Below are 24,774 nucleotides of genomic sequence, written 5' to 3' on the forward strand. Positions count from 1 at the left end.
CCTTCACCATGCGCGTCGATCCCGCCAGCCACATCCAGCCCGCCGGAACCGTTCTTCCGCCCAACGACACCTGCGAGCTGCTCGCACGGCGGCTCTGCGCCGAGACCGAGGGCGAGGTGCTGTTCGACGACGGCTCGCGCGGCCGCTATGCCACCGATGCGTCGATCTACCAGATCACGCCGGTCGGCGCCTTCGTGCCGACGAATGAACGCGACATTGCCACCGCCATCGACATCGCACGCGACCTGAAGGTGCCGGTGCTCGCGCGCGGCGGCGGCACCAGCCAGTGCGGCCAGACCACGGGCGCCGCGCTGGTGATCGACAACAGCAAGCATTTCCGCCGCGTGCTCGACGTGAACCTGGAGGAGGGCACCGCCACCGTCGAGCCCGGCCTGGTGCTCGACCACCTCAATGCGCAGCTCAAGCCGCACGGCCTCTGGTATCCGGTCGATGTGTCGACCAGCGCGCAGGCCACGCTGGGCGGCATGGCGGGCAACAACTCCTGCGGCTCGCGCTCCATCGCCTACGGCAACATGGTGCACAACGTACTGGGTGCGAGCGCCTGGCTCTCGAGCGGCGAGCTGGTGGAGTTCGGCCCGCAATCCACGCTGGGCGCCCGCGCGGGGGGCATCGCAAAGTTCGTGCACGGGCTTGCGCTGGCGCACCGCGAGCAGATCCACGCCCACTGGCCCAAGGTGCTGCGCCGCGTCGCGGGCTACAACCTCGACATCTTCGACAACCAGAGCGAGCGCCCCTACACCGCCGACGGCAGCGTGAACCTCGCGCACCTTCTGGTCGGCGCCGAGGGCACGCTGGCCTACACCCGGAGCCTCACGCTCAAGCTCGCGCCGCTGCCGCGCGCCAAGGTGCTGGGCATCGTGAACTTTCCGACCTTCCATGCGGCCATGGATGCGGCGCAGCACATCGTGAAGCTGGGCCCCACGGCGGTGGAGCTGGTCGACCGCACGATGATCGAGCTGAGCCTTGCCAACCCGGCCTTCAAGCCCACGGTGGAAACCGCGCTGATCGGCAAGCCCGCGGCCATCCTGCTGGTCGAGTTTGCCGGCGCCGAGAAAGCCGCGCTGCTGCCACGGCTCAGGCAGTTGGTCGAGCTGATGGGCGACCTCGGCCTGCCCGGCAGCGTGGTCGAAATGCCCGACGACGCGCGCCAGAAGAACCTCTGGGAAGTGCGCAAGGCCGGCCTCAACATCATGATGAGCCTGAAGGGCGACGGCAAGCCGGTGAGCTTCATCGAGGACTGCGCCGTGCCGCTCGAGCACCTGGCCGAATACACCGATGCACTGACCGAGGTGTTTGCGAGGTACGGCAGCCGCGGCACCTGGTATGCGCATGCTTCGGTCGGCACGCTGCACGTGCGGCCGATCCTGGACATGCGCACCGACGGCGGCGCCAAGATGCGCGCCATTGCGGAAGAGGCCGCGGCGCTGGTGCGCAAGTACAAGGGCGCCTTCAGCGGCGAGCATGGCGACGGCCTGTGCCGCGGCGAGTGGATCGAATGGCAGTTCGGTCCGGCCATCAACGAGGCCTTCCGCGCCATCAAGCGCGAGCTCGATCCGGCCAACCTGTTCAACCCCGGCAAGATCGTCGATACGCCGCGCATGGACGATGCCTCGCTGCTGCGCTTTGCGCCGCCTACCGCGCCCAGGCCCTACCGGCGTATCGAGCTCAAGCCCGTGCTCGACTGGTCGGCCTGGAACGTCAACGCCGACCCGGTGACCGAGAAGACCACCGCGCCCGGCACCGGCGGCGACAGCACCGGCGGCCTCGCCAAGGCCGTGGAAATGTGCAACAACAACGGCCACTGCCGCAAGTTCGACGCCGGCACCATGTGCCCGAGCTACCGCGTGACGCGCGACGAGCAGCACCTGACGCGCGGACGCGCCAACACGCTGCGGCTCGCGCTGTCGGGCCAGCTCGGCGCCGACGCCTTCACCGGCGAAGAGATGCACGAGACCATGGACCTGTGCGTGGGCTGCAAGGGCTGCAAGCGCGATTGCCCGACCGGCGTCGACATGGCGAAGATGAAGATCGAGTTCCTCGACCACTACAAGAAGCGCCACGGCCACTCGCTAAAAGACAAGCTGGTGGCCCACATGCCCGACTACGCGCACAAGGCGAGCCGCCTGCCGTGGCTCATGAACCTGCGCAACACCGTGCCCGGCGCCGCCTGGCTCGGCGAGAAGCTGCTGGGCTTTTCGGCGCGCCGGTCGCTGCCCGAATGGCGCTCCGATACTTTCTGGCGCGCCAAGGCCGAGCTGCCGGGCATGTTCGCCAGCCGCGAGGCCGTGCTGTCGGTGCAGGCGAACGGCGGCCGCGCGGCGGTGCTCTTCGTCGACACCTTCAACGGCACCTTCGAAAGCGAGAACGCGCTGGCCGCGGCGCGTGTGCTCAAGGCCGCGGGCTACACGCTGCACACGGTCGAGAAGAGCGGCGGGCACCACTGCTGCGGCCGCACCTTCCTGGCGAGCGGCATGGTCAGCGAGGCCAAGCGCCGTGCGGAAGCACTGATCGACGCGCTCAGGCCGCTGGCCGAGGCCGGCGTGCCCATCGTCGGGCTCGAGCCTTCGTGCCTGCTCACGCTGCGCGACGAAACCCTGGTGATGGGCTTCGGCAAGAAAGCCGAAACCGTGGCGAAGCAGGCCTTGCTGTTCGAGGAGTTCATTGCACGCGAGCTCAAGGCCGGCCGCTTCAAGCTCGCGCTCACGCCGGCCACGGCGCCGATCCTGCTGCACGGCCACTGCCACCAGAAGGCCTTCGGCGCGGTCAGCCCGATCCTGGACGTGCTGCGGCTCATTCCCGGCGCCGAGCCCGAGCTGATCGAAAGCTCCTGCTGCGGCATGGCGGGCAGCTTCGGCTACGAGGCGCGCCACATCGACGTGTCGATGCAGATGGCCGAGGCCAGTTTGCTGCCCGCGATCCGCGCGCGGCCCGACGCCATCGTGGTGGCCGACGGCACCAGCTGCCGCCATCAGATCGGCGACGGCGCGCAGCGCAAGGCGGTGCATGTGGCGGTGCTGCTGGAGCGGCACCTGGTGCCGCCAACCCTGCCGCCCGATCAGGCTTAGCGGCTGGCAGAAAATGGCGCGATGAATGCAGCATCGGGCAGCACCAGCAGCGAAACCATCGAGCCAGGCTTTGCCTTGTTCGAAACCGCCATCGGCACCTGCGCGCTGGCCTGGGGACCGCGTGGGCTCGTCGGCGTGCAGTTGCCCGAAGAAAACGGCGAAGCCGCCACGCGGGCGCGCATGCAGCGCCGCTTTGCAAACCTGAGCGAAGCCGAGCCGCCCGAAAGCGCGCGGCGCGCGATCGCGGCCATCCAGGGCCTGCTGAACGGCGAATCCGACGACGACCTCAGCGACATCATGCTCGACATGAGCCATGTGTCGGAATTCCACCAGCGCATCTATGCGATTGCACGGCGCATTCCGCCCGGGCAGACGCGCACCTATGGCGAGATCGCGGCCGAACTCGGCGACAAGGGCCTGTCGCGCGCGGTGGGCCAGGCCATGGGCCACAACCCCTTCGCGCCCGTGGTGCCGTGCCACCGCGTGCTGGCCGCGGGCAACAAGCCCGGCGGCTTTTCGGCGGGCGGCGGCGCGCTGACGAAGCTGCGCATGCTCGACATCGAAGGCGCGCGGCCGAACGGAATGGCTTCGCTGTTCTAGCGCGGGCCCATCATTTCCTCGAACCATTGCGCGACGTACGCGGCTTCCGGCGCGGCGTCGGGCGAGAGGCCGTAGTAGTAGCGGTTCAGCGGCATGCGCAGCGCGGGCAGTGGCGACTGCAGCCGGCCCGAGGCCAGGTCGTGGGCCACCAGCGAGGTCGGCGCCAGCGCGATGCCGAGCCCGTCGACGGCGGCCTGCAGCACGAAGTGCAGGTGGTCGAACTGCAGCCGCCCCGCCGGCTTGGCGCGCGGTGCGCCGACGTGCTTCTTCCAGGCGTCCCAGTCTTCCTTGCGCGTGCGGGCCGACAGCTGCACATGCGAGGCCAGCGCGCGCAGGTCCGAAAGCGGATGCGCCTTGAACAGCGCCGGCGCGCCGACCACCAGCACTTCGTCCTCGAGGAAGGGGCGCACCTCGATGGAAGGCGGCCAGCCCTCGAGCCCGCGGCGCACCGCGATGTCGAAGCTGCCCGCGGCCTGTTCGGGCATGACCGTGCTCGTGACCACCTGCGGCTCGATCTCGGGGTAGCGCTCGACGAACAAGGGCAGCCGCGGAATGAGCCACCGCACCGCGAAGGAGGGCCGCACGTTGATCCTCACGGCACGGGCCGGCCCTTGCGCCTGCAATGCACGCGCCGCCGAATGGATCTGCGCGATGGCCGGGCCCGCCTCGGCGAAGAACTGCTGCCCCTCCGCAGTCAGGGCGACCTGGCGGATGCGGCGCTCGAACAGCGCGACGCCCAGGCATTCCTCCAGGCTCTTGATCTGCCGGCTCACCGCGCTGTGCGTCACATGAAGCTCGATCGCCGCGCGCGTGAAGCTCTGGTGGCGGGCCGCGGCGACGAAGGCGCGCACGGCATTGAGGGGCGGTTCTCGAAGCGGCATGCGTGCAATTTTCTCACGCATGGCGGGCATTAATGTCGTTTGTCGGCATGCCTTGCGCCGGCGCACGATGCGGGCTCGATGTTTCGCACACAGCCCGCTCCAGCTCCTGTCGCCACCGACCTGAACTCCCGCCACGCGGCCATTGCGCTCGGCCTTTCGCTGCCGGCCGACGTGGTGCTCTACCTGCTGCTGCCGATGTATGCGGCGCAGTTCGGCGTGACGCTGGCGGAGGCCGGCATGCTGCTTGCGGCCAACCGGCTCGTGCGCATTGCGGGCTATGGCGCGGTGGCGCGCTTCTATGCGCGCAACGGTGATCGGCTCACTTGCACCATCGCGGTGGTGGCGGCTGCGTTCTGCGGACTCGGCTATGCCACGCTCTCGGGCTTCTGGGCGCTGCTGCCGCTGCGGCTCGTGTGGGGGTTGTGCTTTGCCGCGCTCAACCTGTCGACGCAGTCGCTGGCCACGGCCGAACTGCTCGGTGCGGCGCGCCGCAGCGGGCGTTCGCGCGCACTCATCGCGATGGGGCCGGTGCTCGCGTTGCCGCTGGGCGCGCTGCTGGCGTTGTGGGCCGGGCCGCGCATCATCTTCTGCATTCTTGCGGCGTTCTCGCTGGTGGCGGTGCTGGCCACGCGGCGCCTGCCTGCGGCGGCGCACGGCAGCCCGCACGGCCGGCCCGCGCGCCGCTTCGGGCGGCCCAACAGCCTCGATACCTGGTCGTTCATGGAAGGACTCACGCTCGACGGGCTCTTCATCGTCGGCCTGTCCTATCTGGGCAAGGACCTGATGCCGGGCGGCGCGGTGGTGATGGCCGGCTCGCTGATGGCGCTGCGCTACCTCGCGGAAATCCTGCTGAGCCCGGTCGGCGGCCACATGGCGGAGCGCTTCGGTGCCGAGCGGCTGCTGGTGAGCCTTTCGCTCGTGACGGCGATCGCGCTGGCGGGCTTCGGGCTGGGCTGGCTGTGGAGCTGCGCGGCACTGATCGTGGTGCTGCGCGCCTTGCAGCTGCCATTGCTGCCGCCGATCGTGGCGCGCCGCACCCCGGGGCCCGAGCGCATGCATGCGCTGGCCGCGCGCGCGGTGTGGCGCGACGTTGGCGCCGGCATCGGGCCGATGCTGGCCGGGCTCCTGCTGCCGGTCGTGGCATCGTCGTGGCTCTACGGCATCTGCGCGCTGCTGCTCGCCGCCGCGGCGCTGGCCTGCGGCAGGAACCCGTCGGCATCGCCGGACAAGCAACAAGGAGTGATCCCATGACCCATGCCATCGACACCCTCGCGCAGCTCGAAGCGCTGTTCGGCGAAGCCGGCGAGGCCTCGCTCAAGAAGGAGGTGCCCTGGCTGCACCCGAGCTACCAGGCGCTGATTGCTGCTTCTCCTTTTGCGGTGTTGGCCACCACCGGGCCCGGCGGCCTCGACGCCTCGCCGCGCGGCGACCCGCCGGGCTTCGTGGCGGTGCAGGACGAGAAGACGCTGCTGCTGCCCGAGCGCCGCGGCAACAACCGCATCGACAGCCTGCGCAACATCGTGGCCGATCCGCGCGTGGCGCTGCTGTTCCTGATTCCAGGCGTGGGCGAGACCCTGCGCGTGAACGGCAGGGCGCGCATCACGACCGAGCCCGGGCTCATGGCCCGCTTCGCAATGGAGGGCAAGCCGCCGCAGTGCGTGATCGAGATCCGGGTGGAATCGGTTTTCTTCCAGTGTGCGCGCGCCATCCAGCGCTCGAAGCTGTGGGCGCCGCTGCCGGCGGATTCGCGCCGCGAGGTGCCCACGCCCGGCGCCATCCTGTCAGCGCTGACCGGTGCCGCCTTCGACGGCGAGAGCTACGACCGCGAGCTGCCGGCGCGGCAGCGCGCCACCTTGTATTGAGCAGCGCCTTTCGGTTCGTTCAGGGCTCGGGCGAGGCCTGGTGCTGCTGCTGCGCCCGCATGATCTGGTGGCGCTGCCAGTAGCGCCCGACCGCGCCCTTGAAATTCTCCTTCTGCTTGCCGAGGCCGCCCACCTTGAGCTTGGTGGTGCGCGCGCCGAGCATGCCCTTGTCGTGGTGCGTGACCACCAGCAGGTCGCCGAAGGTGTTGTCCTGGAAGGTCAGGTCCTTGACTTCGTCCCAGCCGACGGTCGAGCCGCCATCCACGCTCTGGCGCAGGCCCGCATGGCTCACCTCGATGCTCTCGCTGTTCTTCAGCGCGAAGGCAACCGGCGGAAAGTGGCGCAGCACCACGGCGCGCTCCTCCTCGGTGGCGGGCTCGTAGCGGTAGGCGAGGCTCAGTTCGTGGTTCTGCACGAAGCGCTGTTCGTAGTCGCTCCACAGCCGCTGTTCGATGGCGGCGGCGGTTTCGATGTCGTCGGCCCACGAGGCCGCGGGCGCGGTCGCGACGATCGCACCGTAGGCGCTTTCGGGCACATGGTGGCCGACGTTGCGCATGCGTTCGAGCAGCGGCGGATGGCTGTCGTAGGGGTGCGGCACGTCGGCGGTCTTCATGGTTTCGACGAACGCATCCGAACTGGCATAGGGCGGCAGGCCGGCAGCCACGAAGCCCGCGATGCCGAGCGCGCCGTCGTGCTGGCGGTCCTGCGCAAAGAGCTTGCGTTCGACGTCGTTGCGGTAGCTCGCATAGGCCGCGATCTTGATGAGCGACTGCACGATGGCGCCGGGCGCCGTGAGGCTCGCGGAGACGCTGTCGGCCTTGTATTCGCGCTCGCGGCTGTCGCGCGCCAGGGCAAAGGCGAAGATCATGCGATACAGGCGCAGCAGGTAGTGCGCCACGATGCTCAGGCCGCCGTCGCGCATCTTCCAGGTGTACTGGTCGAACTGCAGCAGCTTGGGGCCGAGCGCCGCGCTGCTGCGGGTGTCGCCGCCGCCCAGGTGGGCCAGCTCGTGCGCCAGCACCGCGTCGGCCTCGGACTGGTCGAGCACGCGCAGCAGCGGAATGCTCACGAACAGCGTGCGGCCTTGCAGCGTGCGCCCGCCCACGTCGCAGGGCGCCTCGGTGACGAAGAAGTTGGTGTCGATGCCGGCCACGATCTGGTCGGGCGGCGCGGTCTTCACGCGCGCGGCCAGCTGGCGGATGCGCTCCCACAGGCGCGGCGCATCGGCCTCGGCCACCACTTCGCCTTCGATCTCGTTGCCGAAGGGCAGCTTCTTGAACAGCGTGTAGATCGCATAGAACACGGCCACCGCGGCCGCGATGCCCGCAATGATGATCAGCTTGACGTAGTAGCTGTGCCAGAAGTAGGCCGTGACCCAGAACGACAGCCACACCAGCATCGCGCCCTGCAGCGCGACCTCGAGCGCGCTCGACACCGTCATGAGCCGCCAGCCCGCCACGAAGCTCGCATAGCGCAGGCCCCGGTTGGCAAAGGCCAAGGCGCCCAGCACCAGCGCCGCCGCGAGCAGGGCGGCGCCCAGCACCAGCGTCCAGCCGGCAGCGCGGTCGGCCCAGTGGAACTGCCAGTGCATCGAGTAGGGGCTGCACACCTTGTCGTGGTAGTTCTTGTCTTGGGGCGCGGTCGCGCTGCAGGCCTTGGAGAGCGGATGGCTGCGGTAGAACTCGGTGGCCTGCGCCTTGTTGCCGGCGGACAGGCTGGTGTCGGAGGCGATGCGCTTCTCGATCGCCTGCAGGAATTCGGCGTCCTCCGTGCGCAGCGCGTACTCCGTGAAGACCAGCGTCGCCGCCGGAATGGCGAAGAGCGACACCAGGGTCAGAAGGAAGACGCGAAAGAGGTCGGCATGGATCGTTCGGGCGAGGGCCATGGGGTGCTTCTCCTGGATGCGATGTTGTGATTCGTTGTGCAAAACCGGCCGGAAAGGCGATAGCGTAGCGGGCGTTTGCCTCCTTGCGTATGTCGAAAATCGTGCATGCGCATGGCGTGAATACGAAGGTCGTACTCTTTGCGCAGAATTAGCAACAGCGACGCGGCGACCCCACGCCTGCACCGGATGCCGCGCTTGGCGACAATCGCTCCAATGCGTTCTTCGTCTCCTTTTTTCAAGATGGCCCTGCTGCTGGGCCTGCTCTCGGCCATCGGGCCCTTCGCCATCGACATGTACCTGCCGGCGCTGCCGGCCATCGGCCAGGCGCTGCGCGCCGACATCGGCGCGGTGCAGATGAGCCTCACGGCGTTCTTTCTTTCGCTGGGTGCGGGCCAGCTGCTGTACGGGCCGGTCTCGGACATGGTCGGGCGCAAGCCGCCGCTGTACGCCGGGCTGGTGCTGTTCGCGCTGGCGAGCGTGGGCTGCGCGCTGGCCACCGACATCCACACGCTGATCGCGCTGCGCTTCGTGCAGGGCCTGGGCGCGGCGGCCGGCATGGCGATTCCGCGCGCGGTGGTGCGCGACCTGCACACCGGCACCGATGCCGCGCGCCTCATGTCGCTGCTGATCCTGGTGTTCAGCGTGTCGCCGATCCTCGCGCCGCTCGCGGGCAGCGCGGTGATTGCGGTGGCGGGCTGGCGCGGCGTGTTCTGGGCCGTGACCCTTGCCGCGGTGGCGGGCCTTGCGATGATGGTCACGCAGCTGCGCGAAACGCGGCCGGCCTCGGAGCGCGTCGAGAGCAGCCTCGGCAGCGCCCTGTCGGCCTACGGGGTGCTGCTGCGCGACTGGCATTACCTCGGGCTGGTGTTCATCGGCGGCTTTGCGATGGCGGGCTTCTTCACCTACCTGGCGAATTCGTCGTTCGTGATGATCGACCACTACGGCCTGTCGCCCGCGCTCTACAGCGTGGCCTTCGGCGTGAACGCGGCGGCCTTCATCGGCGCCTCGCAGTTCACCGGTTCGCTGGGCGAGCGCTTCGGGCTGGTGGGCCTCGTCAAATTTGGCGTGGTGGCCTCGGGCATGGCGATGCTGGCGATGTTCACGTACTTTGCCGCGGGCGGCGACAGCCTCTGGGTGCTGATCGTGCTGTACTTCATCGCCTCCGGCTTCATGGGCCTGGTGATCCCGACCACCGGCGTGCTGGCGCTGGAAATGCACGGCGCCATCGCGGGCACGGCCTCGGCGCTGCTCGGCACGCTGCAGATGCTGACCGGCGCACTGGCCATGGCGGTGGTAGGCCTCTTCACCGACGGCCGCCCGCTGCCGATGGTGGCCGGCATGGCCGGCGGCGCGCTGATCGCGCTGGTGCTGACCTGGCTCACGCTGGGCAGCGTGCGTTCCGAACCCACGCGCAGGACGCAAGAGGCGTGAGCGGCGCAGCGCACATGCAAGCCGCGGCGGCGGTCGAGAGCGACGCTGCGCAGGACGCCGACGGGCTGGACCCGCCGGCGCGCCAGCGCGCAATGCTGGTGATCATCCTCGGCATCATGGTGGCGGTGCTCGACGGCACCATCGTCAACCTGGCGCTGCCGGGCATTGCGCGCGAACTGCAGGCCAGCCCCTCGCATGCGATCTGGGTGGTCAACGCCTACCAGATCGCCACGCTGGTGATGCTGCTGCCGCTGGCATCGCTCGGCGACCTGGTCGGCTACCGGCGCGTCTACCTGGTGGGCATGGCCGTGTTCACGGTGTCCTCGATCGGCGCCACCTTTGCCGATTCGCTGGCCACGCTGATTGCCGCGCGCACCTTCCAGGGCCTGGGCGCGGCCGGCATCATGAGCGTGAACGCGGCGCTGGTGCGGCTGACCTTTCCGTCGGCGCTGCTGGGGCGCGGCATGGCGATCAACTCGATGGTGGTGGCCACGTCCTCGGTGGCCGGGCCCTCGGTGGCGGCCGCCATTCTCTCGGTGGCTTCGTGGCCGTGGCTGTTTGCCATCAACGTGCCGCTGGGCGCCATCACGCTGGCGCTGGGCCTCAAGGCGCTGCCGTTCAACCGCGTGGCGCCGGCGGCGGGCCTGCGCTTCTCGCCGATCGACGTGGCGCTCAACGTGCTGATGTTCTCGCTGGTGTTCCTGGGCGTCGACCGGCTGGGCGTGCGCGAGGGCGGCGTGCCCGGCGGCGCGCAGGCCTCGGCCTGGGCCATCCTGCTGGCCGGCGTGGCGGTGGGCTTCGTCTATCTGCGGCGCCAGCGCAGGCTGGCGGTGCCGCTGTTCCCGATCGACCTGCTGCGCATTCCGGTGTTCGCGCTTTCCATGGGCACGTCGGTGGCGGCCTTCTGCGCGCAGATGCTGGCCTACATTGCGCTGCCGTTCCTGCTGCTGGAGGTGTACGGCCGCAGCCACATCGAGGCCGGGCTGCTCATCACCGCCTGGCCGCTGGCCATCGTGGCCATGGCGCCCATCGCGGGCCGGCTGATCGGGCGCTATCCGGACGGGCTGCTGGGCGGCATTGGCCTCGGCCTGCTCGCCATCGGCCTGGCGTTGCTGGCGGCGCTGCCGGCGCATCCGGGCAATGCCGACATCGCCTGGCGCATGGCGCTGTGCGGGCTGGGCTTCGGCCTGTTCCAGTCGCCGAACAACCACACCATCGTGACCTCGCCGCCGGCGCACCGCAGCGGTGCGGCCAGCGGCATGCTGGGCACGGCGCGGCTCACGGGGCAGACGCTGGGCGCGGTGGTGCTGGCCGGCGTGTTCAGCATCTGGACCCCGCACGGCGGCCGCGGGCCGGTGGTGGCGCTGGTGCTGGCGGCCTGCTGCGCGGGCCTGGCGGCGGTCTTCAGCAGCCTGCGGCTGAAGACCACAGGGCAGGGCGGCTGAATAGGTTAGGGTACGCCCCTATGACGGAAGTACCTGGAACCGTGGTTTGCCCGGGCTGCGATGCGGTCTTCAGCCGCGCGCCCCTGAAGCCGCGCGAGGTGTCGCGCTGCGCCCGCTGCGGCACCGAGCTCTATCGCCACGCGGGCGACCAGCAGCGCCGCATCCTGCCGTTGACGGTGGCCTCGCTGATCATGTTCGCCATTGCCAACCTGTTCCCGATCGTCGAGATCGAGCTGCAGGGCCTGCGCAGCCAGACCACGCTGGCCGGCGCCGTGCTGGTGCTGAGCCGCGAAGGCATGTCGGTGGTGGCGCTCTTGGTGCTGGCGACGACGCTGCTCTTTCCGCTGATGCAGCTGTGCATCCTGGCGTACCTGCTGGTGCCGCTCAGCCGCGAGCGCCGCCCGGCCGGCTTTGCGATCCTGGTGCGCGCGATGCAGATGCTGCGGCCCTGGGGAATGATCGAGGTGTTCCTGCTCGGCGTGCTGGTGGCGATCGTCAAGCTCTCGAGCATGGCGAGCGTGGTGGCGGGGCCGGCGCTGTGGGCTTTCATGGCGCTCACGGTGCTGCTCACCGCGGTGCTCTCGTTCAACCCCAATGCCTTCTGGGAAATGACCTTTCGCCCGCCCGGCGAATCCGGCGAGCCCGGCAGGGAGGCCGCGTGAGCGCAGGCGAATTCCAGGCGCCGGACGACGCCGAAGCGCCGGTGGCCACGGCCAGCGCGCTGGGCCTCCTGGCCTGCCCGCATTGCGATGCCGTCTGGCGCGGCGCTGCCGAGGGCGAGCCCTGCGGGCGCTGCGGCACGCACCTGCACACGCGCAAGCCCTACAGCCTGAACCGCACCTGGGCCTTCCTCATTGCGGCGTGCATCATGTACATCCCGGCCAACCTGCTGCCGGTGATGATCACGCGCACGCTCTTCGGCGCGCAGTACGACACCATCCTGAGCGGCGTCATCTACTTCTGGGTGTCGGGCGCCTACGGGCTCGCGGCCATCATCTTCATTGCGAGCTTCCTGGTGCCGCTGTTCAAGCTCACGGTGCTGATCCTGCTGGCCTTGCTGGCGCAGCGCGGCAGCAGCTGGCGCCGGCCCGAGCGGGCCAGGCTCTATCACATCATCGAGATCATCGGCCGCTGGTCGATGCTCGACGTGTTCGTGGTGTCGCTGCTCACCGGCCTGGTGCAGATCCAGGGCTTTGCGGTCATCAACGCGGGCGTGGGCATTGCGGCCTTCGGATCGGTGGTGGTGCTGACGATGCTGGCCTCGCTGAGCTTCGACCCCAGGCTCAACTGGGACAGCCGGCAGGAGCAGCAGCAGGAAGCCGAACGGGAACGCCGGGAACCGGCACGCGACAACAGGGAACACAAGCCAGCATGAGCGACGACGAAGCCAGACCCCCCAACGATCCATCCCCCCCGCCCGGGCTTCCTGCGCCGCGCGTGGTGCGCCGGCGCGAATGGCTGCCCTCGCTGATCTGGCTGATCCCCATCGTTGCCGCGCTGGTCGGCGTGATGCTGGTGGTCCGGATCCTGATGCAGCGCGGGCCCGAGATCGTGCTCACCTTCAACACGGCCGAGGGCCTGGAGGCCAACAAGACGGCCGTCAAGTACAAGGACGTGCAGATCGGCACGGTGCAGAGCCTGAAGCTCGCGCGCGACCGCTCGCATGTGCGCGTGACCGTGCAGCTCAGCAAGGAGGCCGAGAGCTTCACCGCCGAGGATTCGCGCTTCTGGGTGGTGCGGCCGCGGCTCGACACCTCGGGCATCTCGGGCCTGGGCACCTTGCTGTCGGGCGCCTACATCGGCGCCGACGCGGGCGTGTCGAACGAGACCGCGAGCGAGTTCAAGGGGCTGGAGGTGCCGCCGATCGTCACGCGCGATGCCTCGGGCCAGCAGTTCCTGCTGCGCGCCACCGACGTGGGCTCGCTCGACGTGGGCTCGCCGGTGTATTTCCGGCGCATCAAGGTGGGCCAGGTGGCGGCCTACGAGCTCGACGGCGACGGCCGCGGCGTGACGCTGCGCATCTTCGTCAATGCGCCCTACGACAAGTTCGTGGGCGTCAACACGCGCTTCTGGCAGGCCAGCGGCATCGACGCGCAGCTCAGCGCCAGCGGCTTCACGCTGCGCACGCAGTCGCTCGCCACCATCCTGCTCGGCGGCATCGCCTTCCAGGCGCCCGACGACGCCATGGGCCCGCTGGCCAAGGAGAACACGGCCTTCACGCTGGCGCAGGACGAAACCGCTGCCATGAAGGAGCCCGACGGCCCGCCGCAGACGCTGCTGATGTACTTCAACCAGTCGCTGCGCGGCCTCACGCCGGGGGCGCCGGTCGATTTCCGCGGCGTGGTGATCGGCGAGGTCAAGTCGATCGGCGTGGAGTTCGACCGCGCCGAGCGCGAGTTCCGCATGCCGGTGCTGGTGCAGGTCTATCCGGACCGGCTGCGCCGCCGCGCGGGCGAGAGCGGCGTGGAGTCGCGCGCCACCCAGCAGGAGCGGCTGCGCTTCCTGGCCGAGAAGGGGCTGCGCGCGCAGCTGCGCAACGGCAACCTGCTGACCGGGCAGGTGTACGTGGCGCTCGACTTCTTTCCCAAGGCGCCGCCGGCCCGCATCGACGTGACGAAGAACCCGATCGAGCTGCCCACCATCGCCAACAGCCTGGACGAGATCCAGTCGCAGGTGCAGGAGATCGCAAGCAAGCTCAACAAGGTGCCCTACGAGCAGATCGCGGCCGACCTGCGCACCACGCTGGCCTCGCTCAACAAGACGCTGGCCAGCACCGAGCAGGCGGTGAACCGCATCAACACCGACCTGACGCCCGAACTGGCCGCCGCCATGAAGGATGTGCGCAAGACCGTCAACAGCGCCGAGCGCACGCTGGCCGACGACTCTCCGCTGCAGCAGGACATGCGCCAGACGCTGCGCGAACTCACGCGCGCCGCGGGCTCGGTGCGCGTGCTGACCGACTACCTCGAGCGGCATCCCGAGTCGCTCCTGCGCGGCAAACCGGACGACAAGAAATGAAGAACAAGAAGAATCTGCTTTCGCTTGCTGCCGTCGCGGCGCTGATGGTCCTCGCAGGCTGCGCGAGCAAGCCCGACAGCTACTACACGCTCGCCAGCGCAGTGCCGGCCGCGGAGGCGGCCCCGTCGACCCTCGGCACCGCGGCGCCGCTCTACATCGAGCTGGCGCCGGTGGCGGTGCCCGAGCGGCTCGCGCGGCCGCAGATGGTGGTGGGCCGGCCGGGCGGCAGCGTGCAGGTCGACGTGCTCGAGCAGCACCGCTGGGCCGCATCGTTCGAGAACGAGCTGCAGGACGCGCTGGCCAGCGGCATCGCGGCGCGGCTCGGTGCGCTCGATGTCACCAAGGGCGGCCGCCCGTCCGCGCAGCCCGTGTGGCGCATCGCTGTGCAGGTGCGGCGGTTCGACGCGGTCGATGGCGGGCGCGTGGATGCAGGCTTCAACTGGACGCTGCGGCGCTCCGACGAGCCGCGCACCGTGGTGTGCCAGCTGGACGCGGGTGAAGCGGTCGCAGGCGGCATCGATGCGGTGGCGCAGGGCGCGCAGCGCATCACCGCCGCGGCAGCCGCGGCCATTGCGCGCAGCGTGAATGCGGCGCGGGCGAATCCGTCCGCGACCTTATGTGCGGCCTGATTCTCTTTCTCCCTCCCCTTCCGGGGGAGGGCCGGGGTGGGGGCACGACGGCGCTCATCGATGCGTGGCGTCCAGTTGCGAGCAGCCCCCATCCCGACCTTCCCCCGGAGGGGGAAGGAGCAAGACAGGCATCTGCTTCCAGATAGATCGGAGCTCTCACCATGGCACAGATCGGCAAGGCACCCTGCGACAACGCATTGATCCTGCATGGCGCCAAGACGCAGGAGGGCGCCTGTCCCGACGCGTCCAAGCCCTGGGTGCTGGCCGCGGCCATCGTGGGGTCGAGCATGGCCTTCATCGACGGCACGGTGGTCAACGTGGCGCTGCCGGCCATCCAGGCCGATTTGCGGGCCACGGCGTTCCAGGCGCAGTGGGTGGTCGAGTCCTATGCCTTGCTGCTGGCGGCGCTGCTGCTGGTGGGCGGCGCGCTCGGCGACCACTTCGGGCGGCGCCGCATCTTTGCGATCGGCGTGGGCATCTTCGCCCTTGCTTCCGTGGCCTGCGGGCTCTCGGGCAGCGTGCAGCAGCTGATTGCCGCGCGCGCGGTGCAGGGCATCGGCGCGGCCTTGCTGGTGCCCGGCAGCCTCGCGCTCATCAGCGCCGCATTTCCCGAGAAGGAGCGCGGCAAGGCCATCGGCGTCTGGTCGGGCTTCAGCGGCATCACGGCGGCCGCGGGGCCGGTGCTCGGCGGCTTCCTGGTCGATCACTTCTCGTGGGCCTGGGCCTTCCTCATCAACGTGCCGATGGCGCTGCTGGTGCTGTGGATCGCATGGCGCCACGTGCCCGAGAGCCGCGGCTCGTCGGCCAGCGGCGGGCTCGATCTCATGGGTGCGCTGCTGGCCACGGCCGGCCTCGGCGGCATCGTCTATGCGTTCATCGAGGCGCCCACGCAGCACTGGCGTTCGCCCGCGGTGCTGGCGGCGCTGGGCATCGGCATCGCCGCCAGCGCGGGCTTCATTGCCGTGGAGCGCCGTGCGCGCACGCCGATGCTGCCGCTCGCGCTGCTGCGCATCGGCAACTTCAGCGGCGCCAACCTGCTGACCCTGCTGCTGTATGCGGCGCTCGGCGGCGGGCTGTATTTCTTTCCGCTCAACCTGATCCAGGTGCAGGGCTACTCGGCCACGGTAGCGGGTGCGGCGCTGCTGCCTTTCATCCTCATCATGTTCGCGCTCTCGGGCTGGGCCGGGCAGCTGGTCGACCGCTTCGGCCCGCGGCTGCCGCTGGTGATCGGCCCCGCGATTGCCGCGGCGGGCTTCGCACTGTTCGCGGTGCCCGGCGTGGAAGCGAGCTACTGGCGCGGCTTCTTTCCCGCGGTGGTGGTGCTGGGCTTCGGCATGACCGTGACCGTGGCGCCGCTCACCACCACCGTGATGAACGCGGTGGGGCCGGAGCAGGCCGGCGTGGCCTCGGGCGTCAACAACGCGGTGTCGCGTGCGGCCGCGGTGCTGGCCATTGCGGTGTTCGGCGTGATCATGGCCTGGGCTTTCGACGGCGCGCTGGTTGACAACCTGCGCGGCATCGGCGCATCGCCCGAGGCGACGGCATTTCTCGAAGGCGAGCGCAGCAAGCTGGCCGGCGCCGCGCTGCCGCCGGGCGTCGATGCGGCCACCGCCGCGGCCCTGAAGAAGGCCGTGGCCGAATCCTTCGTCGCGGGCTTTCGCTGGGTGATGCTGCTGAGCGCGGGCCTGGCCGTGCTCAGTGCCTTGAGCGCCTGGCTGATGATCGGCGGCGGGGCGGCGAAGGACCACGGCAGCGGCGGCTGAAAAAAGGGCCGCGCCGCGCCCCGGCGCCACGAGGACTATTGCCGGGGCATCAGTTCGTAGAAGTCGAACCCGTTGCTGCGCCCGCCAAGGCACACCGCCAGGGTGTCCTCGATCTTTCGCCATTGCGCGAGCCGGTTGCGCCACTTGCGCACGCTGTGCCCCTCGTCGGGAAAGCTCATGTACTCGACCGGCCGGCCGAGCTTCTGGAGCGTGGCCACCACGTCGTCCGAGTCCTGCCGCAGCACGCGTACGTCGTTGGCACCATGAATCACCAGCAACGGCGCGGTGATGCGGTCGATCTGCGAGATGGGCGAGTCCTGCAGCATGCGTGCGCGTTCCTCCGGTTTGTTCACGTCGCCGTAGAAGAGTGCGAAGTAGTGGCGGTTGCGCCAGAAGGGCGGCCAGTTCTCGATCACGCGGGGCCAGTTGGCGACGCCCACCACGTCGATGCCGCACCGGTAGTCGTGCGGCTTCTGGATCAATTGGGCGAGCACCGAGAACCCGCCGAAGCTGCCGCCGAGCACGGCCATGCGCTTGGGGTCGGCCACGCCCTGGTCGATGGCCCATTGCACGGCCTCGGCAATGTCGCGCTGAAGCCGGCCGCTGGTTTCGCGCGCGCCCGCCATCATGAAGGCGCGCCCGTAGCCGCCGGAGCCGCGGTAGTTCACGTTGAGCACGGCATAGCCTCGGTTCGCCAGCATCTGCGTGGGTGTAAAGCCGGCAGATTGCCATGAGTCGCGGCTCCAGGGGCCGCCGTGGATGTCGACCACCAGCGGCGCGGGCCCTTTTACCCCGAGCGGCCGCACGAGATAGCCATGCACGATGAGACCATCCGATGCCTTGAAGGAGAAGGGTTCCATGGGCGAGAAGAGGTCGGCCGTCGGCTCGCGCGGCGGCGTGAGGCGCGTGAGCTGGCCGCTCGTGCGGTCCAGCAGCAGTTCGACGCGTTCGTTCTCGGTGGTCGAGCGCAGCACGATGCGGCGCACGTCGTTGGCCATGCTCGCGGGCCGCGTGATGACGGGTTCGGCCTCCAGCCAGCCGCGCTCCCGGGCCGTCTTCACGGCGCCGGCCACTTCGCTGGCCAGTGCGGTGTCGAGGTAGGAGATGCGGGGACGGCCGGGTTCGGAAACATACGCCAGCGGCGCTCCCTGCTGCGGCGGGAACACGCCGTAGTCAAGGTCGACCTCGGCATCTTCCGCGAGCAGCTTCTCCGTGCCGTTGGCAAGATCGACCTCGACCAGCGCAAGCTTGTCGCGCCCCACATTCGTCAATGCCCAGAGCCGCCCCGCGCCGAGGTCGATGCGCTGCGGCCAAAAGGAATCGAATGCCTTCACCGTCCGGAAGGCGCGCCAGCTGCCGTCGGGTTGGCGCAGTTCCAGAAGCCGGTCGGAGCCGTCCGCGCTTCCGAGCTGCCGCATGCGGCCCGCGAGTTCGCGCCGGGTGTCGATGAACCAGGCCAGCACGCGGCTGTCGGGCTCGCTGCGCGCAATTTCGCGCACGGTGCGCGTGCGGGCATCGCCTTCGAAAAGATCCATGCTGGAGCGGTCCCGCTGATTGTTCGCGAACAGGAAGCTGGCGCTGCCCGGCGCGCCCCATCCCAGCATGGCCGAGCGCACGCCCGGCCAGGGCGTGACGGCCCAGGGCCTGGCGCCCGGAGCCTCGGTGTCGAGCACGAAGATCTGCGTGTTCTCGTCGCCTGTGAAGTCTTTGAGGTAGGCCAGGTGGCGGCTGTCGGGCAGCCACATGTAGGTTGGCCCGGACACGAAGGGCCGCGCGAGCGTGCCGGTCGCAAAGGTGCGGGTGCTGGGGCTTTTGACCTCGGCCGCATCGGAGGTCTTGCGCACGCCAAGTCCCACATCGGTGCCGACCGCCTGCACCCATGCAAGCTGTTGTCCATCGGGCGAGAGAACGTGGCCGTTGACCGCATCGATGTTCGCCACGAAACGCCGCATCGGCACGAGCGGCGGGAGCGTGTTGTCCTGCCGCGCCGACACCAGCGCGGGGTGCGTGGGGCCGGTGGCGCAGCCGGCAAGCAGTGCCGCGGCGCTGCACATGGCTGCAAGAGCGGCGTACCAACCGCTGGGGGTCCTGGTGTTTCTCATGCTTTGGGGTCCCTCGTGAATGTTCTGGCGTGCGGCCTTGTCCGCGCCTGGATTCTGCGGGCCGCAACCTTTGGCTTTGCCAAAGGTTCGCTCGCGCACAATGGCCGGGTGCACATCCTGCTGATCGAAGACGACCTTGAACTTGGCCGCGCCCTGCAGGCCGCGCTCAAGGTCGACGGCCTGAGCAGCGAATGGCGCCGGCGGGCGGCGGATGCGCCACGCGAACTGGACGGGAGCGCATTCGACTGCGTGCTGCTCGACCTGTCGCTGCCCGACGGCAATGGCCTTGAGCTGCTCGCACGCTGGCGGCGCGGGGGCAGCAGCCTCCCCGTCATCGTGATCACCGCCCGTTCGGCGGTGGAAGACAGGCTGGCCGGGCTCGACGGAGGCGCGGACGATTTCGTGATCAAGCCCTTCGCCACCGCCGAGCTGATTTCGCGCATTCGCGCCGTGCTGCGCCGCTCGGCGCGGCAGGCCAGCGAGGTATGGACCCTGGGCACGCTGTCCATCGAACCGCGCCGGCACGTGGCGTCGCTGAACGGCGAGCCGCTGGAACTGTCGCCGCGCGAGTTCCGGCTGCTGCTCGAGCTGGCGCGCGAGCCGGGCGCAGTGGTTGCCAAGGGCGTGCTCGCGCAAAAGCTGGAGCCCCTGGGCGAGCCGGTGGATTTCGCCGCGGTGGAGGTGCATGTGTCCAACCTGCGGCGCAAGATCGGCGGTGCCATGGTGCACACCGTGCGCGGCGTGGGCTACATGCTCGTGCCATGAGCAGGCTGTGGCGCCCCTCGCTCGTGCAGCGTGTGTTTCTTGCGGTGCTGCTGGCCTTCGTCTTCGTGCTGCTGGCATTGCAGGCGTACATGTATATCAACTTCCGGCAGTCGTTGACCGTCGACCAGGGGTTGAGCCGGCTCGGCAGGTCGTTGACGCAGGCGATCTCGCAGCTCGATGACGAAGCGCGCGCGCGCGCCGTGATCGCCTCGGCCGAAACGATCTACAAGAGCATGCGGATCAGCGGCAACCCGGCGGGGACGCTCCGGTTCCAGCTGTCGGAACGCGGCGGAAAGCTGATTCATTCGTCGCCGGAACTGCGCAGCGAGATCCTGGCCGGGCCCTTGCGAAAGGTGGCAACGCAGCACATCGATGGCGAGCCGTACTGGGTGTACCAGGACGAAACGCCGCGCTGGTCGCTGCGCATTGCAGAGCCTGAGCGCACCTTCGTCAAGGTGCTGCCCAACAACACGCGCAGCGTGCTGCCCTATCTGCTGCTCGCCTTTCCCATCGTGCTGCTGCCGGTCTGGTTTGCGGTGAAGCACGGATTGCGGCCATTGCGCCGCCTGGCCGACGGCATCGGGCATCGAAAGGCATCCGATCTTTCGCCGCTGGGCGTCGATCCGCCCTATGCGGAACTCAGGCCGCTGACATCCGCAATCGAACGCATGCTGCAGCAGCTGCGCGACAAGGTGGCGCGCGAGCGCGCGTTCGTGCACGACGCCGCACATGAACTGCGAACGCCGATGGCGGTCATTGCGGCTCAGGCGCATGCGCTGGCGGGCGCGGACAGCAGCGAGAGCCGCGGCCGTGCCCAGGCTCATCTGGAGCAGGCGATCGCACGGGCCTCGCACCTGACACAGCAGCTGCTCGATCTTGCGCTGCTGGACGATGCCCAGCCCGCGGTGCCGAAACGCGTCGACGTTGCGCAGCTGGCCCGCGAGGTCCTCGCACAGGCGGCGCCGCGGGCCATGGCGCGGGGCGTCGAGCTGACATTCGATGCGCCGGACAGCCTGAACGCGCCCATCGACGTGCCGGCGTTCCAGTCGATATTGGAGAACCTGCTCAACAACGCGGTCCAGTATGTGCACGGCGGTGCGCACGTGACCGTGACGCTTCGCACCGAAGACCCGGCAGGCTTGGTGCTCACGGTGGCCGACGACGGTCCCGGTATTCCTGCGGCCGAGCATGAGCAGGTGTTCGAGCGCTTCTATCGCGGATCGGGACACGAAGCGAGCGGTTCGGGCCTGGGCCTTGCCATCGTCAGGCAGGCTGCCGGCCGCATGGGGGGCAGGGTGGAAGTGACCGAGGGCCTTTTGAACCAGGGCGTGGGATTCCGCGTCGTACTGCCGGCGAGCCCGAAGGGTTGACAAGCACCTCGCATCGCCTCGATACTGAACCTTCAGGTTCATTATCAAAGACCCAGGAGATTCCCATGCAGAAGATCATTCCCTGCCTCTGGTTCGACGGCAACGGCGAAGACGCGCTCAAGTTCTACAGTTCGATCTTTCCGAACTCGCGCGTCACGGACCGGTTGTTCTGGGGCGACACCAATCCGAGCCTCAAGGGTTCGTTGCTGACCGCCACCTTCGAGCTCGACGGGCAGTCGTTCATGGTGCTCAACGGCGGGCCGGAGTACAAGTTCACACCGGCCATCTCGATGCTCGTGCAGTGCGAGACACAGGCCGAAGTGGACCACTACTGGGACAGGCTGCTCGAGGGCGGCGGCCAGCCGGTGCAGTGCGGCTGGCTCACCGACCGCTACGGCGTGTCGTGGCAGGTCGTGCCCATGGCCATGATCCGGCTGTTCCAGGACAAGGATTCGGCCAAGGCCGCGCGCGCAATGCGGGCGATGATGAAGATGATCAAGCTCGACCTCGCCGCGGCGCAGAAAGCCTTCGACGGCGAGTGAGCAAGCGCCGGCCCTGCGGCCCTACACCAGCCGGCGGATCGCCTTCTTGCGCCACACCAGCCGGTAGTAGGCCGTCTGCAGCAGCAGCATCGCGCCAAAGGTCACGGGGTAGGCCCACCAGATGCCGTTGAGCCCGATGCGGTGGCTCATGAACCAGGCCACGGGCACCTCGATGCCGATCAGGCACAGGATCGAGATGGCCGTGGGCACCAGCACCGAGCCGCTGGCGCGCATGATCCCCGAGATGGCCGAGGCCATGCCGAAGATCACCAGGCTCCACAGCATGATGTGCAAGAGCGTCTGCGCGATCTCGATCACCGGCGCGCTGGTGATGAAGAAGCCCATGAGGTGGCGCGAGAACAGGTAGCCCAGCAGCACCAGGCCGCCCGTGAGCACCAGGTTCATCAGCAGCGCGGTCTTGGCGATGGCGCCCAGCCGGTCGGCGCGGCCCGCGCCGATGGCCTGCGCGCCAAGAATGGACGCCGTGATGGCGATCGAGATGGCCGGGAACTGCACGTAGGCCACCACCTGGTTCACCGCGCCGTAGGCCGCGGTGGCGCTGGAGCCATAGCTGTTGACCAGCGAGAGCAGCGCCACCTCGGCCAGCGCCACCACGATCATCTGCACGCCTGTGGGTATGCCCACCTTCAGCACGGCCTTCAGCAGCTTGGGGTCGATGCGCAGGTGGCGGATGAACTCCGCATCGGGCGCCAGCGGGCTGCCGCGGCGGCGCAGGCGCCAGCCCAGCCACAGCGTGGCAAGCACGAAGGCCAGCACCGAGGCCCAGGCCGCGCTCGCAACGCCCAGCTGCGGCAGGCCGCCCCAGCCGCGGATCAGTGCGGGCGTGACGACCAGGCCGGTTCCGGTGGAGATCAGCAGCGTGAGCAGCGGCGTGACCGTGTCGCCGACGCCGCGCAGCATCGCGGTGGAAAGCAGGAACACGAACAGCCCCGGCATCGCGATCAGCATGATGCGCGCATAGCGCGTGGAGTCGGCCAGCACGTCGGGCGGCGTGCCCAGGAAGGACAAGAGCGGCGTCGTGAAGGCGCCGCCGAACACGGCCACCGCCAGCCCGAGCAGGATGCCCACCGACAGCGCCGTGCCCGCGATGGCCTTGGCCTTGGCGGCATCGCGCGCGCCCCAGGCCTGGCCGATCAGCACCGAGGCGCCGGCGCCCAGGCCGATGACGAAGGCGATGAAGAAGAACATCACCGGAAAGAAGCTCGACACGGCCGCCAGCGCGCCGACACCGATCATCTGGCCGATGTAGATGTTGTTGATGGTGCCCGACATCGACTGCAGGATGTTGCTGAGCAGCATCGGCGCGAGGAAGAAAAGGAAGGTCTTCCACAGCGCGCGCGGCGCGCCCACGGGCGCCACCGGCGTTCCGTGCAGGCCGCTCTGGCCGGTGGCTGCGTTTTCAGGGCTTGCTCTCATGCGGTGGTGCTCCAGCCGGCGGCAGATAATTTTTGAAGGTGGATGCGCAGGTCCGCGGGCCAGGAGCCGATCAGCGCCTCGAAGCGCTCGCGTTCGCCCGCGAACAGCGCGCGCGTGGCTTCCTCGAAGCCGGGCAGGGCGCCGGCGATCGCGGTCATGAAGCGGTAGGCGGCTTCGCGCGATGCGCGCACGGCGTCGCGGTCGGCGTTGACGCGGCTCGCTTCCTGGACCAGCCGCCGCAGTGCGACCGAGGCGCCGCCGGGCTGGCGGTTGAGCCAATCCCAGTGGCGCGGCAGCAGGGTGACTTCGCGCGCGACCACGCCGAGCTTGGGGCGGCCCACACCGCGCGGGGCTTCCTCGGCGGTCTCGGCGCTGGCCGCATGCGCCACGGCGCCGGCCCGGTTGTGCAGGTCGAAGTCGAGCAGTTCACCGGTCTGTTCGTTGAACACCAGGTAGGGCGTGTCGTCCCTGCGCTCGCGCAGTTGCGCGAGCACGTCGGCGGTGCTTCCCTGGGCGATGCATTTGAAGTCGGCAAAAACTATCAGGTTGCCGGGTGGCGTGTCGGATGGCATGTCGGGTTTCTTCGGTCGTACCGTGTGTCGTCGCGGCAAAGCGCGAGGAGCGCAGCGTTGATTTGCGGCAGGCTTTGCGGAGACAGCGATTTCACCGCATCGGCGCAGATCGCGTCGGCGGTCGTAACGGCAGCTTGCATCAATTTTCTGCCGCCGGGGCGGATGGCTGCGTGGCGGCCGCTTCCATTCGCGCCGGCCGTGCGTTCGGCGAGGCCCGTTTTTTCGAGCAGGACCATTTTGCGAATCAACGCCGAGACCGGCAACCCGAGGGATCGCGCAAGCTCGGCCGCGGGCATCCGGCCGCCTTCGGCGCCCAGCAGCCGATGAAGCAGCGTGAAGTCTTCGTAGTCCAGGCCATGGAAGGCGCCCAGATGCTCCTGGAGCTTCAGGTTCAGGCTGGCGTGGGCACGGCCGATGTTGAGGCACAGGTCCAGCGGATCGATGCTCATGGTGCGTCGTAGCCCCGGTCGCCGTGGCATTGAAGCTCCTCGCGCCAGAGCACAAGGAGTTTTTCGAGTTCCGCGGCGCGGTCGAAGGCCGGGTCGTCGCGCTCCTTGACGCGGTCGATCACCTCGAAGCTGAAGTTGGCCGCACCATGCGCGGCCCAGTCGCGCACCAGTGCCTTGTTGCGGTGCGAGCGCAGGCCGAGTTCGAAGCGGGCGCGGTTCATCGCTCCCTCCACATCGAGGCTGCCCGCCACGTAGAGGCGGCCGCTGAGCGTGTTGCGGATGGCGAAGACGCCCGCGGGGCGGACCGTTTCCTTGTATTTCCTGGCGAGGGCGCGCCTCGTCTCCTGGGGCATGTTCATGCGCCCTATATTATCCGGGTAAAACTAAAAATACAATATACCCGGGTAAAAATAAGCAGTCACCCCCCGCGCAGTCGCCGCCATCCGCGTGCGAGCCGGCGGTTGAGGGCTCGCACCACGCGCCATGGCCGGCTTTCGCGGACGAGCGTCAGCACATGGTCCTTCCAGGCTTTCCAGCGCGGATACCAGCGCGCGAACAGCGGAATGCGCATGAGCGCGGGCTCGACCAGCTGGAAGATGCGCGCCACGAAGGCGGTGCCGATCAGCTTGGCGGCGACAAGCACCGTCACGCCGCTCGCGGCATGGCCGCGGCCGAACAGGAAGAGCGCGAGCACCTTGACCGGCAGCAGCAGGAGCACCGGCAGCAGGAACGCGAGCAGCGCGCCCCACGGCGGCAGTTCGCGCAGCCGGTTTTCGAGCCGCGCCCAGAGCGGCAGCCGCGCGAGGCGGCGCACCAGCGCGGCGAGCGGCTCCCAGCCCCATTCTTCGAACAGCAGGATGGGGACGAGCAGCGCCGCGGCAAGGGCGCGCAGGAGGCGGATGAAGAAGCGCATGGCCACGGCATTGTGACCGCGGGC

22 protein-coding genes are annotated in these 24,774 nt (G+C 69.1%); 14 read left to right on the forward strand and 8 right to left on the reverse strand.

Annotation, left to right across the window (positions count from 1 at the left end):
- The first annotated feature begins 8 nt into the window (after positions 1–8).
- Positions 9–3,086, forward strand: coding sequence for an FAD-binding and (Fe-S)-binding domain-containing protein (locus VPA02S_RS28720; protein WP_018904475.1), 3,078 nt, complete (start codon positions 9–11; stop codon positions 3,084–3,086).
- A 21-nt stretch (positions 3,087–3,107) separates the two neighbouring features.
- Positions 3,108–3,686, forward strand: coding sequence for a methylated-DNA--[protein]-cysteine S-methyltransferase (locus VPA02S_RS28725; protein WP_018904474.1), 579 nt, complete (start codon positions 3,108–3,110; stop codon positions 3,684–3,686).
- Here VPA02S_RS28725 and VPA02S_RS28730 read toward each other — a convergent pair.
- Positions 3,683–4,567, reverse strand: coding sequence for a LysR substrate-binding domain-containing protein (locus tag VPA02S_RS28730; RefSeq protein ID WP_026283993.1), 885 nt, complete (start codon positions 4,565–4,567; stop codon positions 3,683–3,685). The genes VPA02S_RS28725 and VPA02S_RS28730 overlap by 4 nt on opposite strands.
- Positions 4,568–4,645: 78 nt before the next feature.
- Here VPA02S_RS28730 and VPA02S_RS28735 point away from each other — a divergent pair, with 78 nt between their 5' ends.
- Positions 4,646–5,818 carry an MFS transporter gene (locus VPA02S_RS28735; RefSeq protein WP_051128012.1) on the forward strand — a complete coding sequence of 391 codons (1,173 nt, stop codon included), beginning with the start codon at positions 4,646–4,648 and terminating at the stop codon, positions 5,816–5,818.
- The gene (locus VPA02S_RS28740; protein WP_018904471.1) at positions 5,815–6,429 is read left to right on the forward strand and encodes a pyridoxamine 5'-phosphate oxidase family protein; all 615 of its coding nucleotides are present in this window, start codon (positions 5,815–5,817) and stop codon (positions 6,427–6,429) included. The genes VPA02S_RS28735 and VPA02S_RS28740 overlap by 4 nt, the downstream gene beginning before the upstream one ends.
- Before the next feature lie 19 nt (positions 6,430–6,448).
- Here the strand turns inward: VPA02S_RS28740 and VPA02S_RS28745 are convergent, their stop codons facing one another.
- Positions 6,449–8,314, reverse strand: coding sequence for a M48 family metallopeptidase (locus VPA02S_RS28745; protein WP_018904470.1), 1,866 nt, complete (start codon positions 8,312–8,314; stop codon positions 6,449–6,451).
- 240 nt (positions 8,315–8,554) lie between these two features.
- Here VPA02S_RS28745 and VPA02S_RS28750 point away from each other — a divergent pair, with 240 nt between their 5' ends.
- From VPA02S_RS28750 to VPA02S_RS28780, 7 genes are all read left to right on the forward strand, one after another.
- Entirely contained in the window at positions 8,555–9,745 is a 1,191-nt protein-coding gene (locus tag VPA02S_RS28750; protein ID WP_018904469.1) for a multidrug effflux MFS transporter, read from the forward strand.
- A 14-nt stretch (positions 9,746–9,759) separates the two neighbouring features.
- Positions 9,760–11,190: an MFS transporter gene (locus tag VPA02S_RS28755; protein WP_018904468.1), complete on the forward strand. Its 1,431-nt coding sequence runs from the start codon at positions 9,760–9,762 to the stop codon at positions 11,188–11,190.
- Positions 11,191–11,210: 20 nt separating this feature from the next.
- Positions 11,211–11,852 carry a paraquat-inducible protein A gene (locus VPA02S_RS28760; protein WP_018904467.1) on the forward strand — a complete coding sequence of 214 codons (642 nt, stop codon included), beginning with the start codon at positions 11,211–11,213 and terminating at the stop codon, positions 11,850–11,852.
- Complete coding sequence (locus tag VPA02S_RS28765) at positions 11,849–12,565, forward strand: paraquat-inducible protein A (RefSeq protein WP_018904466.1); 717 nt, start codon at positions 11,849–11,851, stop codon at positions 12,563–12,565. Before VPA02S_RS28760 ends, VPA02S_RS28765 begins: the two co-directional genes overlap by 4 nt.
- Positions 12,562–14,208: a PqiB family protein gene (locus tag VPA02S_RS28770; protein WP_018904465.1), complete on the forward strand. Its 1,647-nt coding sequence runs from the start codon at positions 12,562–12,564 to the stop codon at positions 14,206–14,208. The genes VPA02S_RS28765 and VPA02S_RS28770 overlap by 4 nt, the downstream gene beginning before the upstream one ends.
- Positions 14,205–14,837, forward strand: a complete 633-nt coding sequence (locus VPA02S_RS28775; protein ID WP_018904464.1) for a PqiC family protein — start codon at positions 14,205–14,207, stop codon at positions 14,835–14,837. Before VPA02S_RS28770 ends, VPA02S_RS28775 begins: the two co-directional genes overlap by 4 nt.
- Positions 14,838–14,998: 161 nt before the next feature.
- Positions 14,999–16,600 carry an MFS transporter gene (locus VPA02S_RS28780; protein WP_018904463.1) on the forward strand — a complete coding sequence of 534 codons (1,602 nt, stop codon included), beginning with the start codon at positions 14,999–15,001 and terminating at the stop codon, positions 16,598–16,600.
- Between the two features lie 35 nt (positions 16,601–16,635).
- On the opposite strand, the gene VPA02S_RS28785 is transcribed toward VPA02S_RS28780, so the two are convergent.
- Positions 16,636–18,702, reverse strand: a complete 2,067-nt coding sequence (locus VPA02S_RS28785) for a S9 family peptidase (RefSeq protein ID WP_080642512.1) — start codon at positions 18,700–18,702, stop codon at positions 16,636–16,638.
- A gap of 108 nt (positions 18,703–18,810) precedes the next feature.
- On the opposite strand from VPA02S_RS28785, the gene VPA02S_RS28790 reads away from it, so the two are divergent.
- The 3 genes from VPA02S_RS28790 (at position 18,811) to VPA02S_RS28800 (ending at position 21,379) form a co-directional block, all read left to right on the forward strand.
- Positions 18,811–19,467 carry a response regulator gene (locus tag VPA02S_RS28790; protein WP_026283990.1) on the forward strand — a complete coding sequence of 219 codons (657 nt, stop codon included), beginning with the start codon at positions 18,811–18,813 and terminating at the stop codon, positions 19,465–19,467.
- Positions 19,464–20,837, forward strand: coding sequence for a sensor histidine kinase (locus VPA02S_RS28795; RefSeq protein WP_018904460.1), 1,374 nt, complete (start codon positions 19,464–19,466; stop codon positions 20,835–20,837). Before VPA02S_RS28790 ends, VPA02S_RS28795 begins: the two co-directional genes overlap by 4 nt.
- Positions 20,838–20,902: 65 nt before the next feature.
- Positions 20,903–21,379 carry a VOC family protein gene (locus VPA02S_RS28800; RefSeq protein ID WP_018904459.1) on the forward strand — a complete coding sequence of 159 codons (477 nt, stop codon included), beginning with the start codon at positions 20,903–20,905 and terminating at the stop codon, positions 21,377–21,379.
- A gap of 21 nt (positions 21,380–21,400) precedes the next feature.
- On the opposite strand, the gene VPA02S_RS28805 is transcribed toward VPA02S_RS28800, so the two are convergent.
- The 5 genes from VPA02S_RS28805 to VPA02S_RS28825 are packed head-to-tail and all read right to left on the reverse strand — an operon-like array spanning position 21,401 to position 24,750.
- Entirely contained in the window at positions 21,401–22,816 is a 1,416-nt protein-coding gene (locus tag VPA02S_RS28805) for an MATE family efflux transporter (protein WP_018904458.1), read from the reverse strand.
- On the reverse strand, positions 22,813–23,388 hold the full coding sequence (locus VPA02S_RS28810; RefSeq protein ID WP_018904457.1) for a DUF2239 family protein: 576 nt from the start codon (positions 23,386–23,388) through the stop codon (positions 22,813–22,815). Before VPA02S_RS28810 ends, VPA02S_RS28805 begins: the two co-directional genes overlap by 4 nt.
- A complete protein-coding gene (locus VPA02S_RS28815) occupies positions 23,358–23,837 on the reverse strand; it encodes a MarR family winged helix-turn-helix transcriptional regulator (RefSeq protein WP_018904456.1) in 480 nt (159 codons plus the stop codon). The genes VPA02S_RS28810 and VPA02S_RS28815 overlap by 31 nt, the downstream gene beginning before the upstream one ends.
- Positions 23,834–24,196 (reverse strand): GIY-YIG nuclease family protein, encoded by a 363-nt coding sequence (locus tag VPA02S_RS28820; protein ID WP_012747988.1) that lies wholly within the window; start codon positions 24,194–24,196, stop codon positions 23,834–23,836. Before VPA02S_RS28820 ends, VPA02S_RS28815 begins: the two co-directional genes overlap by 4 nt.
- A gap of 59 nt (positions 24,197–24,255) precedes the next feature.
- Positions 24,256–24,750, reverse strand: coding sequence for a hypothetical protein (locus VPA02S_RS28825; RefSeq protein ID WP_038107168.1), 495 nt, complete (start codon positions 24,748–24,750; stop codon positions 24,256–24,258).
- Between the last annotated feature and the right edge of the window lie 24 nt (positions 24,751–24,774).

The sequence above is a fragment of the Variovorax paradoxus NBRC 15149 genome, assembly GCF_001591365.1.
Taxonomy (GTDB): Bacteria; Pseudomonadota; Gammaproteobacteria; order Burkholderiales; family Burkholderiaceae_C; genus Variovorax; species Variovorax paradoxus.

Bases quoted from the DNA above. Each gene is read 5' to 3' on its own strand.
- VPA02S_RS28725 (WP_018904474.1), top strand. From the start codon at position 3,108: ATGAATGCAGCATCGGGCAGCACCAGCAGCGAAACCATCGAGCCAGGC.
- VPA02S_RS28770 (WP_018904465.1), top strand. From the start codon at position 12,562: ATGAGCGACGACGAAGCCAGACCCCCCAACGATCCATCCCCCCCGCCC.
- VPA02S_RS28810 (WP_018904457.1), bottom strand. From the start codon at position 23,388: ATGCCATCCGACACGCCACCCGGCAACCTGATAGTTTTTGCCGACTTC.
- VPA02S_RS28775 (WP_018904464.1), top strand. From the start codon at position 14,205: ATGAAGAACAAGAAGAATCTGCTTTCGCTTGCTGCCGTCGCGGCGCTG.
- VPA02S_RS28805 (WP_018904458.1), bottom strand. From the start codon at position 22,816: ATGAGAGCAAGCCCTGAAAACGCAGCCACCGGCCAGAGCGGCCTGCAC.
- VPA02S_RS28740 (WP_018904471.1), top strand. From the start codon at position 5,815: ATGACCCATGCCATCGACACCCTCGCGCAGCTCGAAGCGCTGTTCGGC.
- VPA02S_RS28755 (WP_018904468.1), top strand. From the start codon at position 9,760: ATGCAAGCCGCGGCGGCGGTCGAGAGCGACGCTGCGCAGGACGCCGAC.
- VPA02S_RS28735 (WP_051128012.1), top strand. From the start codon at position 4,646: ATGTTTCGCACACAGCCCGCTCCAGCTCCTGTCGCCACCGACCTGAAC.
- VPA02S_RS28825 (WP_038107168.1), bottom strand. From the start codon at position 24,750: ATGCGCTTCTTCATCCGCCTCCTGCGCGCCCTTGCCGCGGCGCTGCTC.
- VPA02S_RS28815 (WP_018904456.1), bottom strand. From the start codon at position 23,837: ATGAGCATCGATCCGCTGGACCTGTGCCTCAACATCGGCCGTGCCCAC.
- VPA02S_RS28785 (WP_080642512.1), bottom strand. From the start codon at position 18,702: ATGAGAAACACCAGGACCCCCAGCGGTTGGTACGCCGCTCTTGCAGCC.
- VPA02S_RS28750 (WP_018904469.1), top strand. From the start codon at position 8,555: ATGGCCCTGCTGCTGGGCCTGCTCTCGGCCATCGGGCCCTTCGCCATC.
- VPA02S_RS28760 (WP_018904467.1), top strand. From the start codon at position 11,211: ATGACGGAAGTACCTGGAACCGTGGTTTGCCCGGGCTGCGATGCGGTC.
- VPA02S_RS28780 (WP_018904463.1), top strand. From the start codon at position 14,999: ATGGCACAGATCGGCAAGGCACCCTGCGACAACGCATTGATCCTGCAT.
- VPA02S_RS28730 (WP_026283993.1), bottom strand. From the start codon at position 4,567: ATGCCGCTTCGAGAACCGCCCCTCAATGCCGTGCGCGCCTTCGTCGCC.
- VPA02S_RS28795 (WP_018904460.1), top strand. From the start codon at position 19,464: ATGAGCAGGCTGTGGCGCCCCTCGCTCGTGCAGCGTGTGTTTCTTGCG.
- VPA02S_RS28745 (WP_018904470.1), bottom strand. From the start codon at position 8,314: ATGGCCCTCGCCCGAACGATCCATGCCGACCTCTTTCGCGTCTTCCTT.
- VPA02S_RS28820 (WP_012747988.1), bottom strand. From the start codon at position 24,196: ATGAACATGCCCCAGGAGACGAGGCGCGCCCTCGCCAGGAAATACAAG.
- VPA02S_RS28800 (WP_018904459.1), top strand. From the start codon at position 20,903: ATGCAGAAGATCATTCCCTGCCTCTGGTTCGACGGCAACGGCGAAGAC.
- VPA02S_RS28720 (WP_018904475.1), top strand. From the start codon at position 9: ATGCGCGTCGATCCCGCCAGCCACATCCAGCCCGCCGGAACCGTTCTT.